Raw genomic sequence first — 17,646 nt, forward strand, 5'->3', positions numbered from 1 at the left:
TTAGTAGAAAGTGGACAGTGGTCAGTGGTCAGTGTTCAGTAATCAGTGGTCGATGGTCAGTCGCGGTAAGAAGTTTTAATGTAAAATTTAAAATGATTAGTTATCTGTAACCATAATTCAATATCGAAACAACTCCCCCTTGGAGTAGATTTTTTAGTTGAATAGAACATATTCATAAAAGGGGGTTAGGGGGATTTGGTGTAGTTTTTTAACAGATGGTATTCAGTGTTCAGTAATCAGTGGTCAGTGGACAGTAAGCAGAAGGAAAGAAATTCTAAAGTCTCAAATCTGAAAGCTGAAATAGGTTTAGTGTTCAGTAATCAGTGGTCGGTGGTCAGTGGTCAGTATTTAGAGAGAATTATTTCATACTGCAAAACCCAAATACTTATAGGTTTTAGGGCTTATTTTCAATAACTTATACTAAGCCAAACTTCAAAGCACTATGAAAAAAATACAGTTTCACGCTCAGTTTAATATTCATCCTGGAAAAGAAGATGAGTTTAAGGATTTAATCCCGCAATGTATTGAACAAGTCAAAGCCAATGAGACCGGTGCCGAGCAATATGAATGGTATTTTAATTCTACAGGTACAGTTTGTCATGTACTAGAGACTTATACCAATTCAAAGGCACTTTTAGCCCATGTTGCAAATATGAATAAGCTACTTGAAAAGGCATTTTCGATCGCTGATTTTGAAGGGAATATTTATGGAAACTTGTCTTCCGAGCTTCAGGAAATGATCAGCAAATTGCCCATCACCAATTATTGTTTATATCAATCTCTTTAAAAGAATTGCACCGATTTTATCATTTTTCGGACACTCCTTTCGGTTTTATTAGACTTGCTGAAAATAAAGACTCAATTAAACTTTTTCTTAATCCAAACTCATATTCAATTAAAAAAGAAAAGCTTCGGATGTAAACTATCCGAAGCTTTTCTTAAGAAGGATCCTAATTCAAATTTCCATCTTCATCTGTTTTTATTAGAAAAATATCTTTTTTACCAAAAGTAAGTCCTTCAAATATCAAATCATTTGACTCTGTAGTTCCACCTAAAATCAACCCTCCATTTGGTGCAATTGATAAACTGATGGAAGGAATAACCTGCTTCAAACTTCCTAAAGAATTGATGAGTCCGATTTCATTATTTGAACCACCATAGGTTTTAAGGATTTTTTTATTGAGGTTATTATCTGTTTTGACCAACACCAAATCTGCTCCACCAATATTCTTTTTGTCTAAATCATAATCTAGAGAATTTGAAACCCCCAACACTATTAAATCATTGGAATTAGGAGATTTAATCAATGAAAATCCACGATCATCTTCACTTCCTCCAAAAATTCTTATCCCACCTAAACCACTACCAAACTGGCTTAATTTCATCATGAACATGTTATAGTTGCCAAATCCATAATTACTAAAGTCACCATCGCGAGAGGTAGTAGAACCTAACACCACCAACTGGCTACCAAGCTCCACTACATCATATCCAACGTCAACTCCTGATCCACTATACACAGAACTAGATAATTGACTTCCATTTGGATCAGTAGCCACTACATACAGATCTTCTTGATTTAAAGCTCCATTTGGCTGCTGAGTACCTAAAAATATAATCGTGCCATTGGAAGTTTCATATACCTTAATAGCTTCCTCATCTTTGTAAGTACCATAATTCCTTGTCCATAGTAAATTTCCAGAAGGGGAAATCCACATGGTCATCATATCCTTTCCCCCTGAATTACCTCCTTGAATATTGTTACAGCAAGTCCCATCAGAAGTTGCTAATAAAATATATGCCCCTTGCTTGGATTGGATCATTGACTTTGAAAAAACCTCAGTGTTGCTAGAACCAAAACTATTCATCCAAATTACGTCTCCAGACTGACTTAATTTAATATGAAATACATCAGTAGTACCATTTAGTTTATTTGCAAAATCGCCATCGGACGAAGAAAAAGAACCACTAACTGAATAGGTTCCATCATTGTTTTCGATAATTGAACTGGCATATTCATCTTTACTTCCTCCAAATACCTTGACCCATTCTACTGACAATTCAGAAGTAAGTTGGATCACAAAGGCATCACTCCCTCCTTTTGTTAAACCTTCAAAAATTCCATCAGAAGAATTAGTTGTACCTGCAATCAGGTATCTACCACCAGAGACTTTAATCACTTTTGCAAGTACATCATCGTTTGAGCCCCCTAGAACTAAAGTTGAAATTTTTGGAACAAATGTAGCAGTGATTTGTAGTTCTTTATCTACGGAAAATTGCAGGGGAACTAAAGTTCCACTAGCATCACCTGACCATTCACTAAATACCCAACCTTCTTTAGGAACGGGTACAAGTGAAACAAGGGTTCCATGTGGATATTCTCTCCCTGATGGATTCTGAATGATTGATTCCACAACAGTTCCTTCACCTTGAATCGTGATAGAAAGAGGATAATCCCTCTTCACAAATACTCCGGTAATCGTTTTATCTGAATCCATTAAAACATTTAATGGATTCGAAGTTCCAGTAACATCTTGCTCCCATTGTTTAAATACCCAATTAGGATGAGGAACAGGTATCAATTCTACCACCTCTCCTTCTTGAATTGGATTGGTAGGGTAAGTGATCGTTCCTGAATATTCAGGAGAAACTGAAACCGATAATAAATAAGTTTTGACGGGATCTTCAGATTCACAGGATCCAAAAAATAATAGGTTGATTAAAACTAGAATTGAAAATGATTTTTTCCTGGCCATTATAAAGAAATTAGTCGACTTAATTAGAACGGCAAACTAAATCCTTTTTTTTGAATTAAAATACTAAAATTATTCTTTAGAGAAAGAAAAAATTAAAAGTGGAATTGACCTTACATGCATCAACAATTAGGTCAATGAAATTCCATCAATTTTGTCTAATCATTTCAACATGTTCTATTCCATCCTCATCATAGACCTCTCCATCAGACACAAAGCCCAGGGAAGAATAAAAGCCAAGTGCATACGTTTGGGCACCGATACGGATAGGGCCATCCCCTAAAAATTGGTGACAATATTGGATGGACAAATCCATTAATATCCTTCCATAACCTTTCCCTCTACCTTCGGGTGAAGTGACCACTCTTCCTATTGACATTTCTGAATAAGACAATCCGGGAGGAACTAATCTACTATAGCCCACCAAATGATTTCCCTCATACAACATCAAATGATGGCATTTCTGATCTTTATCATCTTGATCCAGAAACACACAGTTTTGCTCCACCACGAATACCTCACTCCTTAATTTTAAGAGATCATAGAGTTCGTAGATGGTCAATTCATCAAATGCTTTGACGGTATGGCTAAGGTTCATGAAGCTAACTTTTGAATAGGTTAAATATCTTGCAAGTTTATTAATCTTGACCAACTATCCCTAAGAAATCTAAAACTAGAATATGTTAAAGAATTGAAGGAACATTAATTTTAAGAATTTTGACTGATTCAAATTGTTTGGTTGGAATCTGCAGTTAACTTTAATCCATGACTTCCGCACCTGAATTTTGGCTAAGAGGGCCCATTGATGGTTTCCCTGATTTGTTTCAACCAATCGTGCATGCACTACTGCAAGCTCAGGATGAAATTCATGCTCTTATGAAGGAATTTCCCTCTGAACTGCTATGGAAAAGGCCTGCAGGTATGGCGAGCCCTGCTTTTCATTTAAAACACATCGCTGGGGTCATTGACAGGATGGGCACCTATTCAAAAGCTGGACCTTTAAGTCAAAGCCAGTTTGACTACCTAAAAAAAGAAGGAATAGAAAATAACAAACTCACGTCTCAAGAGCTTTTGGTTCAATTGGACTTACAAATCGCTAAATTTTTAAAGCTATTATCCACCACAGATCCAAAATCCTTTTCAGAATTTAGACCTGTTGGAAGAGCCCAATTACCCTCGACAGTAGGTGGATTATTATTTCACGCAGCTGAACATACCCAACGGCATTTTGGTCAGCTACTCGTCACAGTAAAGGTGATTCTAGCTGAATAACGGCAAGCTTTGATTGGGGTATTTTCTTTTTACGCGTGGTCCAATTCAGAATCTCATTTATCAATAATTCAAATATTGAGGATTTAGGTTCTGCACCATATTGATCACCTTTTCTTCATTGTTTTTGGTATAGGTAATCTTCAGGGAAGGTTCAATTTCCGCAGCTCTTCCGACAATTCTTCCAAAATGAAATAACAAAAAGCCCAAGACTTTTACCCGGTAGATGTTGTTATGAAATTTATTGAACCCCTTAATAATCTTTTTCACAGAATCTTCGGAGAAACTTTCCCCTCCCCTGTTGATGATAATGTCTATGGCATTGTTTAATTGCCCTATTTGTGATTGATTGATATAACCTGCATAAGCCCTTAAACTGTCATCCAATCGATAGGATGGTATAGTTAGATAGGCTAGGAAATTTTTACCATGTTTCTCTATCCGATCTCGAATTGGCTCATTTTTATTAAAAATACAGGCAGCTAAAGCATAAGAAAGGTTTGAATAATAATTATTCAAATTTGCTTTTTTCACTTCATAAATGGCCCGAATTATTTCCTTAAATGTATCTTCCGGAATCTCTATATTCAGGGATACTGTAATATTTTTAGCATTTTTTGACTTCAATTCAGAACTCAAATTCTGGTAGGCTTCTTCTCGATCATAGCCATTGATCAATCCCCAAAGAACAGCAGTATCTATGATTTTATAGATTTCTTTTTTCTCTAATCTCTTGTTTTCACTCCATTCAAAACCAAGGTGTTGTTTAATACCCAAGTCACTGATTTTTGGATCTTTAACAAAATCTTTTGTGGCTATTTCCAGACCCGCTAACCATTTAAACTTATCCCCAAATAATTCTCCCTCATAAGATTTTGCAGATTTGGTACTTACGTATAGGTATCCGGGTTTTTCATTTTTCCGGGTTATAATTTCTATGCTGGAATCAAAATCCATCCCAATACCTTTTTGATTCACCTTTAAATCAAAACCAAATCCCGATTTTCTTTGGTAGCTTTTGTCTTCCAAATACTTTTTGATTTTCACCTCATCGGTTTGATCTTCCAAAATGCCATCCAGTCTAAGCCGAATTAGGTCAGAATGGTATTGCACCAATGCATCTAATGAAAGCTCTCCAAGTAAAAAACAATCCTCGGTTTTTATTTGACTGTATTCAAAGTTTACTCCTGCTTCTATTTTTGCGGTGGCCACTTTGGTAATGGTATCCCGAATTTTACCTAAAAACGATTCCCACGCAGCTTTCATTTCCGCAATTTTATCCAAAGGCCCAGTATAGCCGATGGTATTCATGATCATGGTAATGGTCGCTTGTTCTTCCTGAATTAAATCAGCTACTTTTGATTTACTTAGAATACCATCAATTTCTCCCTTCCCTTTATTAAGAATATTTTCTAATAAACCTTGTAGGATGGTTTCTAATGCAGCTTGGCTGTTCTCTGAAAAAGAAGCGTTGATGCCAATTTTAGCTCCGGCTCCAAGAGATTGGGTTTTATTCTTCTTTACTCCAACCTCATAAGTCTTCCCTGTTACTTTTTTGATGACCAAAACAAAGTCATCTTGGATTCCAAAATCAAACTGAACACTGGCTCCAGCATCCACCTCAATAGTCAGAGGAGCGGGAACGTTCAACAATTTAGAAATACCCAATAAGCTTCCAGAATATAAATCACTCCATTTAACCTCTAAAGAGGATTTTAATACACCTGCAAACTGCAAGGTGCAAGCCTCATTATTCTTCAAATTTTTGAGTTCTTCGATACTAAAAATCCAGGGAAAATTCTTCAAATCCTGAGAAGCAGCCTTTAGTAAAGAATAGGTCCTAGGATGTTGTTTATAGGTATTTACCCTCACATTGGCACTTCCTGAAAACAAAAATCCCAATTTCTCATTCGAAGAACTTGCTTTGATGGAAACCCCTAATCCATATTGAATAATCGCATTATCATCATAATTCGGAACAATCAGGACTTCGTCTTGAGAACTTTGACTTTTTACTAGTTCATGCTCATCTTCTTCCAACTCCCGATTATTATCGTCGGGATCATTGAATACAAAAAGTCTAGGTCCAAAATTCAAACTACCAATAAACTGTATTGGAGCAGCAGCTATCGGCAAAGTTTCATTGATATCCACTACATCCAATTTATAGTCCTCATTGGGTATGTCAGATAATTGCTTTTGAAATGGAGGTAATAACTCTAATTTTTTAAGGTATTTATCCAGGTCCTTAATATTGGGCATAATGGGTAAAAATTTGGTTATTTATATACTTAAAACAATAATCTTAAAACACTATTTATCAATTACTTAAAATTAACTGTTAGGCTATTTAAAATATCAAATGAGGACGTAACAGTAGCTTTAGACTAAAAGAAATCATCCACCAAAAGTAAAATGATAAACTCTCTTTTAATATAAAATTATATTTTACTAAAGTTATCAATTACAAAAGGAATCAACTACAACTTGGGTAAAATATTGATCTTTAAGAAATATTAGTGATTTAGGCATTTTTGGGCCCTATAAATTCAATTAGGAAGGATTAGAATTAATGATTTGATCTTTATCTTTCGTCCTTAATTTTAATTATAGACATGCTTTTTACCATAGAATCTGATCAGCTTATCGTTCAGATAAATTCTAAAGGAATGGAAATGAGCTCCATTCGTTCCAAAATATCCAACCTTGAATACCTTTGGCAAGGAGACCCACAATATTGGACAGGCCAAGCTCCTATCTTATTTCCCATAATAGGTGCATTAAAAGATGGGAAAACGATGTTTCAAGGAAAGGAATATGCACTTCCAAAACATGGCTTTATCCGAAATTCAGAATTAGGGAAATTGGTAAAACAAGAAAAAGACAGATTAGTATTTCGAGTTACGTCTTCTACAGAAACCTTGGCATATTACCCTTTCCACTTTGCCTTAGAGGTTACTTTTCAACTCACTGGAAATTGTTTGGAAGTAAAGCACCTTGTAAAAAATACAGGAGAACAGGACATGTATTATTCTTTGGGAGGTCATCCTGCCTTTGCCTGTCCTATCCATACCGGAGCGAAATACGATGAGTATGCGATTGAATTTCCAGAGGTTGAACAAGACCATACGTGGCTCATCCAATCAAATGGTTTAATAGGAAGTGAAGGAGATCAAATCCTGAATAATACCAATTTAATTCCTCTGCATGAACATATTTTTGACGCAGACGCCTTGATTTTTAAGCAATTAAAATCAAAAAAAGCCAGTTTGGTCCATCAAAAGCATGGACCTGTTTTAGAGGTTGAATTTGAAGATTTTGATTACCTGGGAATCTGGGCAAAACCCGGTGCACCATTTGTATGCATAGAACCATGGTTGGGAATTGCTGACTCAGTGAATGCATCTGGAAATATGGAAGATAAGGAGGGAATTCGAAGACTAAGCCCCCAAAATTCAGAAATTAAATCCTACCAGATTCGAATCTTGGGCGAATTGTATTAAAAAAAGAGACTGCCTAAAATCTAAAAGCAGTCTCTTTTTAAACCCTATTTAAAGGGAAATAGTTAGCATAATAAAGGAGTCTATTCCATTTTTTTAAAGACAGTTTCTCCTTCCTTAATTGTCTCCATCACCCTAATATCTTTAATATCGGCTACTTCCACTTTTAACGGATTTTTGTCTAAAATCACCAAATCAGCCAACTTTCCTTTTTCCAGTGTTCCCTTGGTGTTTTCTTCAAAATGTTGATAAGCACTCCAAGACGTAATAGCCTGTAATGCCTCATAAGGACTAAGTCTTTCCTCCTCTCCAATTATATCTCCTGATCTGGAAACCCTACTGACTGCCGTCCAAACTACCCTCATCAAATTAGGCAAGGCTACTGGGGCATCCGTGTGGATGGTAATATTCAAACCTTTGTTAAGGGCAGTTCTCGTGGGACTTATTCTATTTCCCAATGAGTCTCCTATAAGTTGCTTATGCCAATCTCCCCAATAAAATGTATGTAATGGAAATAAAGAGGCAATGATCTTCATTTTAGCCAATTCATCTAATTGATCAAATCGTACATATTGGCCATGAATCATCACAAACCTCCGATCTTCATTTCCATATTCTTCAAATAAGGGATTTAGTGTACGGATCATTTGATCAACTGCTGCATCCCCATTCGTATGAGTAATTGTTTGCCAGTTATTTTCAAGAGCTTTTCTGTAATACTCACTTAGCACAGAGTCACTAGGAATTGCAGGATAGCCAGCGTAATCTTTATCAGCTCCGTCTGGAGGAATTAGATAAGGTTCAGTTCTCCAAGCTGTTCTTCCTTGAGGTGACCCATCCAAGGTCACTTTCATTCCCCCGATTCTATAATGGTTCAAATAGGATTTACTATTCCATTTAGATCCCATGTACCGATCTACATATAAGTAATCTATGTAACTGACCACATCCAATTTCAATTTGTTTTCCTCAGCCATTTTTGCGAGCATTTCATGGTTTTCCATGGCTCTTCCCTCCTGGGCAGTAGTATACCCAAAGGAAAGGGCCATGTCCTGGCCTGCATCAAAAAACTTCTGACTGGCTTCCGGGGTTTTTGGGGACATCGCCTTTAACATATGTGGAATGGCGGCCAATTCTTCCAGGACTCCATTTGGTTCTTGGGAGTTAGGTTCTCTTCTAATAATTCCACCTTCTGGATCCTTACTGTCTGCATTGATTCCCAACAATTCCAAACCTTTGGAATTTACCACAGCAAAATGTCCAGAGATATGCATGATCATAATGGGAAATTCTGTAGTTACCCGATCCAAATCATGTTTGGTAGGAAAGCGTTTTTCTTCCAACACAGAATCATCAAACCCTGTCCCAAAAATCCATCCTGTCAAAGCTCTGTTTTCAGGAGTATTCCAGGCTTTTAATTTCTCAATCAAGGTTGGAATATTGTCTACATCAGCATCTGGAGAGGGTAACAATAAAGCTCCTATCGCTTGAACAGAAAAATTGGCAAAATGGGCATGCCCATCAATAAAGCCAGGAATTAATGTTTTTCCTTCCAAATTAACCATTTGATGCCCAGTACCTGCTGCTTTCATCGCATCATCCGAATTTCCGGCAAACGTGATGATACCATCTTTTACTACCAAAGCCTCAACATAAGAAGGATCATCTCCTACCATGGTCAAAATATCTCCACCATAATAAACAATGGCAGGAATTCCTGTATCCTTTTGAGAATTGCTACAACCCCACATAACAGCGAGTGTCATTATTATCAGAAAAGTCCTTTTCATAAGAAGCAGATTGGTTTCCCTTTAATTTCGAGGTTTTTTACCATAAAACTTAGCTTTCATATTTATTACTTATTCAAAAAGGATTTTTAAAGCATATAAATTCATCAAAATGCCTCCTTCTTCTTTTCCAAATACAAAAAGTGAAGAATTCGATTTAGTAGATACTATTAGAACTATCCGTATTTTCTGAAATGATGGTTCAAAAGAAGATTTCTGATTGAACAAATCAAATTTTATATGTAACTTAAAGTAGATTTTTAAAGTAAGGATTACTTTTAAATACTAATTTTTTAGAACAAAGGCCTATTTCAATAATTGATAATTCTATTTGAAAAGGCCGGGATTTTTAATTGAGTGAATCCAGGGAAGCCGAAAACTGTGAAGAGTAGGCAAACGCAATAAACCTATTTATTATGAAAAACTTAACTGTCTTGAGTTTGGTGTTTTTGTTTACATGCACAATCCTAAGTCTACCTCTCCAAGCACAAAACCTAGAGAAGGAAGCGAAAGCACTCACTAAAAAGTATGTAAAGGCATACAACAAAAAAGATGTAGCCACCTTGGCATCCATGTACACAAATGATGCAGTAAGAACTTTTAGCGATGGAAGAAAATACAGTGGAATAGCAGAAATCACTGCAGCTATGGAAGAAGAATTTGCCGTCAATGACTTAACAGTATCCATTGAACATGGCTCCTCAGAAATGAATGCAGATGGAACAGCTACTATCAAAGGTACTTACCAGCTTGTTGGAACTGCCAATGGACAGCCTGTCACTTTATCTGGAAGTTATAATAACACATTGACCATGGTGGGTAAAAAATGGTTAATGACCAATTCCTCTATAATGGTTGATAACTAACTGGAAATGAACCAACAAACAAAAGCACCTTATATCTAAAAATTAGGTGCTTTTGTTTATTTTCTATTTTCTATAAGCTTACAATATTTCGCTCTTGCAATTTGGATAAGTAGCTTTCCTACTAGAATCATTTCTTCCAGGATTTCAAATCTAATTGATACAAGCTTCCTACTCTAAACCAAAAACTTTGAAGTAAGTCCTGAAGGAATTGGTGAGCGTTATGAACACCGGATGGGAGAATGAGCATTAACAAAAAAATACCCTTGAAGAGAAAATCTTCAAGGGTATTAAACTGGTAGGGTTCTTTCTTTCTTAAAAAAGATTGAATCAGCTGATCATAAAAAAATACTGGTTCTTATGCTTTTCCTAATTGCCTAAGCATTTTCACATGATCTACCAATGCCTTTAGAAAACTACTTTTAACCAAATAAGGAACCTGAAACTCTTTTGCGGTATCCGAGACGATTTTTGAAATTTTCCTGTAATGCACATGGCAGATATTTGGAAATAAATGATGTTCCACTTGATAATTCAAGCCACCTATCAACCAGGAAAAAATCCTGCTTTTGGGGGCATAATTGCTAGTAGTTGCGAATTGATGCGAAATCCATTGGCTTTCTATCAATCCCTTCTCATTGGGTTTGGGAAAGGAGGTCTCAGAAACAATATGGGCAGTTTGAAAGACCAAACTGATACAGATTCCCGTCACAAAATGCATGCTTAGGAAAGCCAAAATAACGATCCAAGCTGGAAGAGGAACCATGATCAATGGTAACACCAAAGCATAGCTGTAATACAGCACTTTCCAGCTGATGATTTTCAACAATACCTTATTGAATTCTCCTTTCTTTTTAAAAAAGCCTAATTTTTTATAGCGAAACGCCCGGACAAAATCTTTTGTAGTAATCCAGGAAATGGTAGAAAGACCGTAAAAAAACCAAATGTAGATGTGCTGGAATCGATGAATCCAATAGTGTTTGGCATTGGGAGTAAATCTAAGAAAGAATGGAGCATTGATGTCATCATCTCCATGGTCAATGTTAGTATAAGTATGATGAAGCACATTGTGCTGAATACGCCACACACTCGCATTTGCCCCTATCAAATTCATACTATATCCCAGGTATTTATTGATTAGAGAATTTTTGGAATACGATCCATGGATCGCATCGTGCATGACCCCCATTCCTACTCCTGCCATCCCTAAACCACTTAACACATATAAAGCAAACAAGAGCAAGGTATTGGAAACTAATCCGGAACCAATAGCTGCCAGGGGAAGAAAGAAAACAGAAAGCATGAAAATACTTTTTAACACCATTCTACGGTCTCCATAGGTGTTCTTCTGCCTTTCTTTGAAATAGCTATTCACTCGACTGTGCAAGGTTTTAGAAAATTCCCCTGTGCCGGTTTTATCAAATCTTATATTTTTCATATACGCGTTGGTTTAGGCTCCTCTACTCCTATCCTCTTTGAGCATAGCTGTATTCAAAGCGTTTTAAATTATTTAATAGGTCTGGAGTTCCTCAAATAGAAAATCCAATTCCTCTCTGTCTTTCTTAAGTATTTGAGATAGTCTTTCCATCATTTTTTCTCTTTGTCCTTCAGCATATTCAAAATCAAAATCCATCAATACCGAAAACCTTTGTTTCAACATAATTTTCTGTTCTCTCCAACTCCTCAAGATTTTCATGTTAGTGGTTGAATAAGGAGAAAGGAATACCTGTAGAGGGTTTTAAATAGGCCTCTTTTCTTGAGTCATTTGGCAAAAGTGCTTTTTCTAGAAACATGGTTGCTTTTTCAGTTTTAAGATTCATTTCCAACACTTCAAGAACAGTCTCATCTATTTGCATGTCAAATTTCCTTGCAAAAAGATTGTCCCCTTCTTGTAGAAATAGTAAATCATTAATAGTTAAAGTCTTTGGACGTAAATCCATACCTCCATCGGGAATCCAAATTATCGCACGTTTGTCATCATTGGTGATTTCTTCTGAAAACGATGTGTTCATTAGTACCGTCTGAAAGAAAGACTCTTCTGAAATCAAGGTATTTTGATAGAAATCTTCGTATTTCTTAACCTCAGGGCTAGTACAAATAAAATCACAACAAGAACGAGTCAAAATCATCCACCGCCCGCCTATATAGGATGTTACATTCTTCAGAAATGCACGCTTGGCCTCTGTACCTGAAAAGCCTGCATTCTTGTCTGAAAAGAAATGGTCAATGCGATTCATGGTATTTGGTCTTTCTTGGGATTGGTTGGCAATTTTTAGAAAATTTCGCCCTAGGTTTTGTCCCAAAAAATCAAAGATGGACTCCTGTGATTTTAAGGGAAAATCCTGCCCACTGAGATTGATAAAGAAATCCCATTTCAAAGAATGGCTCAGCAGGTAAACCATGGCTTTTAACTCTGATTGTACCATGCTGTAGCCACCCCAGGATACTCGTTTGCTGGTTAGTGTATAAGCATTAGAATAATTCAACAAAAATTTATTGACTTCCTGATTAACGCCTGAAACTGATTTTTGGTCAACATGAATCAAATAGTGATTTTCAGGATGGTAAATCGCTTTAAATAACCGTTTAAACTGTTCTGGATATCTATGAACCAAAATAAAATAGGCAATTCTAGGTTCTTGGTTTTTTCTACTATTTAGTGGATGCGAACTTTCCTCTTTTATTTCTTGTATCATTTGATTTTCATCTTTTGGGTTAATTTTTAGAAATCAAGACTACTTATACTTGGATTTCTCTCTCAAAGAGGGCCAGTTCTTTTTTCTTAAGATCTTCCGCAAACTGGCAATAGTAGATTTGTTGATAATACCTCCTTATGATCAATTTGACAGTAGGGTCTACTTTGGCAAAGACGGTTTGACCTGCTTTGAATTTGGTTTCTTCTTGCTCTTTCATTGTATTTTGGTTTAGTCTTAGATGCTGATGTCTTCATAACCACTTTTTATATGAGTGGAAATCATTTTGAAGCGTTTGTCAGCTTTGATCCAATGTTTTACATGAGCAGGTATTATGATGGCTTGACCTGTTTCTACCGTATTTAATTGATCATCAATCGTAATAGAAGCCTCCCCTTCAATAATTTCAATTAAATGGTCAAAGGGTGAATATTTAGCAGCTTGTATCTCTCCTAAATCAAAAGAAGAAAGTGAAACCGAACCGGTATTTTGACTCAGAATGGAGCGAGTGACCACTGATCCTGAAACATACTCGACTGAGTCTACCAATACATGAGGTAGAGACTTTTCAAAATCTGGGTGATCCATGATGATTTAGGTTATAGATTGCAATAGATTAGACAATTAGTCCATTTCTCTTTTTTGCTTTTTTTTAATGGACTTAGCTTCCCGTTTTTCTTTAAGGGTTTTCAAAGGAGCTTTTGATCCTGATTTATCCTTTCCATTTTTATCTTTGGACATGGTCGTTTGTTTTGGTAAGGCCCACTTAACGAATACATGTTAGTAAAGCTCTATTACAAATTTCGCTCTAATCCCTTTAGGAAGTGTTACATCAAACTGTAGGATAGTTACATAAAACCCACATTGGAGGGGTTCAGTCGGCTCAAACCAGCAGAATAGCTTAAACCAACTAAATATTCTCTAAATTTTTCTTTCGCTTATTTTTCAGGTTTTTATAAAAAGTAGGAGTCAATCCTGTGACTTTTTTAAATTGATTGGAAAGATGGGCGACACTACTGTAATGCATTTTATAGGAAATTTCAGTCAGATTTAACTCATCATAGATCAGCAACTCCTTTACCTTTTCAATTTTATGAAGGATAATGAATTGTTGGATAGTAATCCCTTTTACCTCGGAAAAAATATTTGCCAAATAGGTATAATCATATCCTAAATGTTCGCTGATGTAATCTGAATAGTTAACCTTTGGAAGCTCGTCGGAATAATGGATCATCTCAACGATGATGTTTTTAATCTTTTCTATGATGATACTTTTTTTATCATCCAGTAACTCCAATCCAGACTTTTTCAAGTTAGTTTTTAATCTCAAGAGCTGCATCTCGCTTAGATCTTCCGCCAACTCGACCATCCCCAAATCCACAGTCATTGGATGAATCCCCAGTTTATGAAGCTCTTCTTTAACCATCATTTTGCAGCGCAAACTGACCATGTATTTTATAAATAGCTTCATAAGATTGTATCAAATGCTTAAAATCAAGCGGGTTTGCTTCAATAACAATTTATTTAAGGTAAGAATTCAATATTCAAGGCTTCGTTTTTATTTCATAGAGTAAGGTTCTAAACAATCATCAGGATCAGAGGGTTGACAAACATTCCATTTGAATAAAAAAAGCGTTCCTTTGATCAGGAACGCTCGTCATTTTTTCTTTCAAATTTTTACTTCCTATATGCGGACTGTCTCTCTACCATCCATCCTGGATATTGCTTTGGAAGTGGGCTTACTTTATCAATATTATCCAAATCAGCTTCCGTCAACTGAACTTCTGTGGAAGCTATATTTGCATGTAACTGATCTAAAGTTTTAGCTCCAATGATAGTACTGGTAATCCCAGGTTGTTGTCTCACCCATGCCAAAGCAACCTGAGCAATGCTCGCATCATGTACCTGTGCGATTCCTCCCATTACGTCTACCAAATCATAAGCCTTCTCTTTATCAATAGGCGGAAAATCAAAATTCGCCCTTCTAGCTCCTGAATCGGCCCCTTCCCTGGTAAACTTACCTGTTAAGAATCCTCCTGCGAGTGGGCTCCAAGGAAAAATCGCCAAATTATGGTCTAGAGCCATTGGAACCAATTCATGCTCAATATCCCTACTTATCGCTGCATAATAATATTGAAGACCGATGAATTTATGATAGCCATTATACTGAGCAATTGCCTGAGCTTTTGCTACCATCCATGCTGGCCAATTACATATTGAGATGTACCTAACTTTCCCTGATTCTACAATATCATTCAGTGCACGAACCGTTTCCTCCAATGAAGTTGCTGGATCTACCCCATGCACATATAATATATCCACATAATCCAACTGCAAACGTTTTAAACTTGCCTCTACAGAATTAAAAATATGATAGCGAGATAATCCGGTACTATTCGGTTTGTCATTCATTCTTGCTAATACCTTGGTAGCAATCACTATTTCATCTCTTGGAACTTTCAGATCAATTAAACCCTGACCTAATAGTTGTTCGGATTGTCCATAGGAATACACATTCGCTGTGTCAATAAAATTAATGCCCGAGTCCACTACCGCCGAAAGCATATCGTTTACTTCCTTTTGCTGAAGTTTTCCAATTTGATCCCACATCCCTGCATCCTGTCCTCCAAAAGTCATGGTTCCAAAACATAATTCAGATACCAGTAAACCCGTATTACCAATTAAATTGTATTTCATAAGTATTGGTGTTTTTTATTAAAAATAGATAGAATAGATAGATAAATAAAGAACAGGCTACCTCTTAAAACAGTTTCTTGTTCTTGGAGGAAATTCTAATTTCTTTATCCCATTTTCTTGCTTAATTTATTAGGATTAACAAGTCATTTAATATAAAGCCCATTTCAATTTTTTGCGAAACTTATTTCCAGTCATTTATTTCAATAAAAAACACCATCTAGCCCAATTTTATCCGATGTCAAAAGCTGACGTAACCAAAAGCCTACAGTCTCCCAATCATTCTTTGCAAGGAAGAAGAGGGTTCTTGAAAAAAAGTATCCTCGCTTCTATAGCAGCCACCTTAGGAGCAGAAATCGTGCATGCTTCGAAGATACCTGAAGGGTATATTCCCCTTGGAGTATCCATGCAATCCAACCCCATGGAAGGTAAAAATGAGGAAATGGTTATTCGGAATGAACTTCCTTGGAATGTAGAAGCGAAACCGCATTTATTGGACGATTCCATTACTCCATTTGATAAAATTTTTATTCGAAACAATGGAATCATGCCTGAGGAAGTGGATGCAGCCAATTGGACCTTGACTATTGGTGGAGAATCGGCTGAACAAGAAAAAACGTATACGATTGCAGATCTTAAAAAGAACTTCAAATCTTATACCTACCAACTGGTTCTGGAATGTGGTGGAAATGGTCGGGCAGGGTTCTATCCTCCTGCTTCTGGCAACCAATGGGAAGAGGGAGCAGTGTATTGTTCAGAATGGACGGGGGTTCGTCTTAAGGATGTCTTGCAAGACGTGGGCATCAAATCAGACGCGATTTATATTGGGTATTATGGTGCGGACAAACATTTAAATGGAAAACCTGATGAGGTGGTAATTTCTAGAGGTGTTCCTCTTGCTAAAGCATTACAAGATGAGACATTGATTGCATGGTCATTGAATGGGAAAGATATTCCATTACCTCATGGCTCTCCGCTTAGGCTGGTATGTGGAGGTTGGCCTGCTTCTGCTTCGGGTAAATGGCTTCATAAATTGGTGGTCAGAAATCAAGTTCATGATGGACCAAAGATGATGGGAGATGCTTATAGAGTACCCGCGTATCCTGTTGCACCTGGTCAAAAAGTTCCGGATGAGGATATGAGAATCATTGAATCCATGCCAGTCAAATCCTTAATCACCTATCCAAAATCAGGGGCCATGTTTGGCTTGGAAAAAAAATTACAGGTAAGAGGTAAAGCTTGGGCAGGTGAACTGCAAGTATCTTCGATGGAAGTATCTACTGATTTTGGGGCTACTTGGAAAAAATGTGCCTTGAAAGCCCCTGCCAATCGACTGGCATGGCAGGAATGGTCTGTGGAACTATCCTTTCCCAAAAAGGGCTATTATGAAATTTGGGCAAAGGCTACGGATAGCGAGGGAACTGCACAACCGATGGTAATCCCCGGATGGAACCCCAAAGGATACCTAAATAATGCTTGCCATAGAATTGCTGTAAAAGTTAGCTAAGAGAGATGAAAGATCATTCCACCAAACCATCGCAAGATCAAAGACATTTGTTTAAGGGCATTATCAGAGGAGTCATCGCACTAATTTTCTTGATCCTAATCATAACAGGAGGGATTTTATACTTGACATTGTCCAATGGCCCCACTCCTACTTTACAAACTATAGATACCAATAATGAATCTCCTATTCTTGCTTCTGGTATTGGCCAATTTGTCGAGGGTAAGGATGTAGAAACCGGTTTAGTGGAAGGTGATGGTTTTGAACTTGTCAAAGCCAACTGTACTTCCTGCCATTCCAGTTCTTTGATCCTTCAAAATCGGTTTACTCGGGAAGGATGGAAAGTCAAAATTGAGTGGATGCAAGCAACGCAAGGATTATGGGATCTAGGAAATAATGAGTCACTGATCTTAGACTATTTAGCGGCAAACTATGCTCCAGAAGCTTATGTGGGGCGAAGAGCACCTTTAAAGGATATAGAGTGGTATGAATTAAAGGAGTAAGCAATTACTTGATGAAAATTTTTGATGACTTTTGAGTCAAAGATTTAGTTTTAATATAACTTTTTTAATATTAGCAAAAT

The 17,646-nt window shown here is 36.7% G+C and carries 17 protein-coding genes; 6 read left to right on the forward strand and 11 right to left on the reverse strand.

From position 1 onward, the window contains the following. The first annotated feature begins 442 nt into the window (after positions 1-442). Positions 443-787: a putative quinol monooxygenase gene (locus tag BUR11_RS07710; protein WP_074224246.1), complete on the forward strand. Its 345-nt coding sequence runs from the start codon at positions 443-445 to the stop codon at positions 785-787. A 163-nt stretch (positions 788-950) separates the two neighbouring features. Here BUR11_RS07710 and BUR11_RS07715 read toward each other — a convergent pair whose 3' ends face one another. Both BUR11_RS07715 and BUR11_RS07720 read right to left on the reverse strand, forming a co-directional pair. Further along, positions 951-2,756, reverse strand: a complete 1,806-nt coding sequence (locus BUR11_RS07715) for an InlB B-repeat-containing protein (RefSeq protein ID WP_074224248.1) — start codon at positions 2,754-2,756, stop codon at positions 951-953. 145 nt (positions 2,757-2,901) lie between these two features. Beyond that, positions 2,902-3,351 carry a GNAT family N-acetyltransferase gene (locus tag BUR11_RS07720; RefSeq protein WP_074224249.1) on the reverse strand — a complete coding sequence of 150 codons (450 nt, stop codon included), beginning with the start codon at positions 3,349-3,351 and terminating at the stop codon, positions 2,902-2,904. Between the two features lie 167 nt (positions 3,352-3,518). Here BUR11_RS07720 and BUR11_RS07725 point away from each other — a divergent pair, with 167 nt between their 5' ends. Next, positions 3,519-4,025 carry a DinB family protein gene (locus tag BUR11_RS07725; RefSeq protein ID WP_074224251.1) on the forward strand — a complete coding sequence of 169 codons (507 nt, stop codon included), beginning with the start codon at positions 3,519-3,521 and terminating at the stop codon, positions 4,023-4,025. 60 nt (positions 4,026-4,085) lie between these two features. Here BUR11_RS07725 and BUR11_RS07730 read toward each other — a convergent pair whose 3' ends face one another. Then, a complete protein-coding gene (locus BUR11_RS07730) occupies positions 4,086-6,284 on the reverse strand; it encodes a hypothetical protein (RefSeq protein WP_074224252.1) in 2,199 nt (732 codons plus the stop codon). Between the two features lie 353 nt (positions 6,285-6,637). On the opposite strand from BUR11_RS07730, the gene BUR11_RS07735 reads away from it, so the two are divergent. Beyond that, a complete protein-coding gene (locus tag BUR11_RS07735) occupies positions 6,638-7,525 on the forward strand; it encodes an aldose 1-epimerase family protein (protein WP_074224254.1) in 888 nt (295 codons plus the stop codon). Between the two features lie 80 nt (positions 7,526-7,605). Here BUR11_RS07735 and BUR11_RS07740 read toward each other — a convergent pair whose 3' ends face one another. After that, the gene (locus BUR11_RS07740; protein ID WP_234982123.1) at positions 7,606-9,288 is read right to left on the reverse strand and encodes an amidohydrolase; all 1,683 of its coding nucleotides are present in this window, start codon (positions 9,286-9,288) and stop codon (positions 7,606-7,608) included. A gap of 437 nt (positions 9,289-9,725) precedes the next feature. Here BUR11_RS07740 and BUR11_RS07745 point away from each other — a divergent pair, with 437 nt between their 5' ends. Beyond that, positions 9,726-10,175, forward strand: coding sequence for a YybH family protein (locus BUR11_RS07745; protein WP_074224257.1), 450 nt, complete (start codon positions 9,726-9,728; stop codon positions 10,173-10,175). Positions 10,176-10,530: 355 nt separating this feature from the next. Here BUR11_RS07745 and BUR11_RS07750 read toward each other — a convergent pair whose 3' ends face one another. The 7 genes from BUR11_RS07750 to BUR11_RS07775 form a co-directional block, all read right to left on the reverse strand. Further along, entirely contained in the window at positions 10,531-11,610 is a 1,080-nt protein-coding gene (locus tag BUR11_RS07750) for a fatty acid desaturase family protein (RefSeq protein WP_084560890.1), read from the reverse strand. A gap of 72 nt (positions 11,611-11,682) precedes the next feature. Continuing rightward, a complete protein-coding gene (locus BUR11_RS07755; protein ID WP_074224258.1) occupies positions 11,683-11,868 on the reverse strand; it encodes a hypothetical protein in 186 nt (61 codons plus the stop codon). Between the two features lies 1 nt (position 11,869). Next, on the reverse strand, positions 11,870-12,868 hold the full coding sequence (locus tag BUR11_RS07760; protein ID WP_084560891.1) for a beta-1,6-N-acetylglucosaminyltransferase: 999 nt from the start codon (positions 12,866-12,868) through the stop codon (positions 11,870-11,872). A gap of 43 nt (positions 12,869-12,911) precedes the next feature. Beyond that, positions 12,912-13,085, reverse strand: coding sequence for a hypothetical protein (locus BUR11_RS21225; protein WP_200800386.1), 174 nt, complete (start codon positions 13,083-13,085; stop codon positions 12,912-12,914). Between the two features lie 17 nt (positions 13,086-13,102). After that, positions 13,103-13,453, reverse strand: a complete 351-nt coding sequence (locus BUR11_RS07765; RefSeq protein ID WP_074224260.1) for a cupin domain-containing protein — start codon at positions 13,451-13,453, stop codon at positions 13,103-13,105. 322 nt (positions 13,454-13,775) lie between these two features. After that, the gene (locus BUR11_RS07770) at positions 13,776-14,336 is read right to left on the reverse strand and encodes a helix-turn-helix domain-containing protein (protein WP_074224261.1); all 561 of its coding nucleotides are present in this window, start codon (positions 14,334-14,336) and stop codon (positions 13,776-13,778) included. A gap of 206 nt (positions 14,337-14,542) precedes the next feature. After that, entirely contained in the window at positions 14,543-15,562 is a 1,020-nt protein-coding gene (locus tag BUR11_RS07775) for an aldo/keto reductase (protein ID WP_074224262.1), read from the reverse strand. 235 nt (positions 15,563-15,797) lie between these two features. Between BUR11_RS07775 and BUR11_RS07780 the strand changes: the two genes are divergently transcribed. After that, positions 15,798-17,066 carry a sulfite oxidase gene (locus tag BUR11_RS07780; RefSeq protein WP_074224264.1) on the forward strand — a complete coding sequence of 423 codons (1,269 nt, stop codon included), beginning with the start codon at positions 15,798-15,800 and terminating at the stop codon, positions 17,064-17,066. A 5-nt stretch (positions 17,067-17,071) separates the two neighbouring features. Further along, the gene (locus tag BUR11_RS07785) at positions 17,072-17,566 is read left to right on the forward strand and encodes a hypothetical protein (protein WP_074224266.1); all 495 of its coding nucleotides are present in this window, start codon (positions 17,072-17,074) and stop codon (positions 17,564-17,566) included. Positions 17,567-17,646 lie beyond the last annotated feature (80 nt).

Origin of the sequence: Algoriphagus halophilus, assembly GCF_900129785.1 — a bacterium.
Classification (GTDB): domain Bacteria; phylum Bacteroidota; class Bacteroidia; order Cytophagales; family Cyclobacteriaceae; genus Algoriphagus; species Algoriphagus halophilus.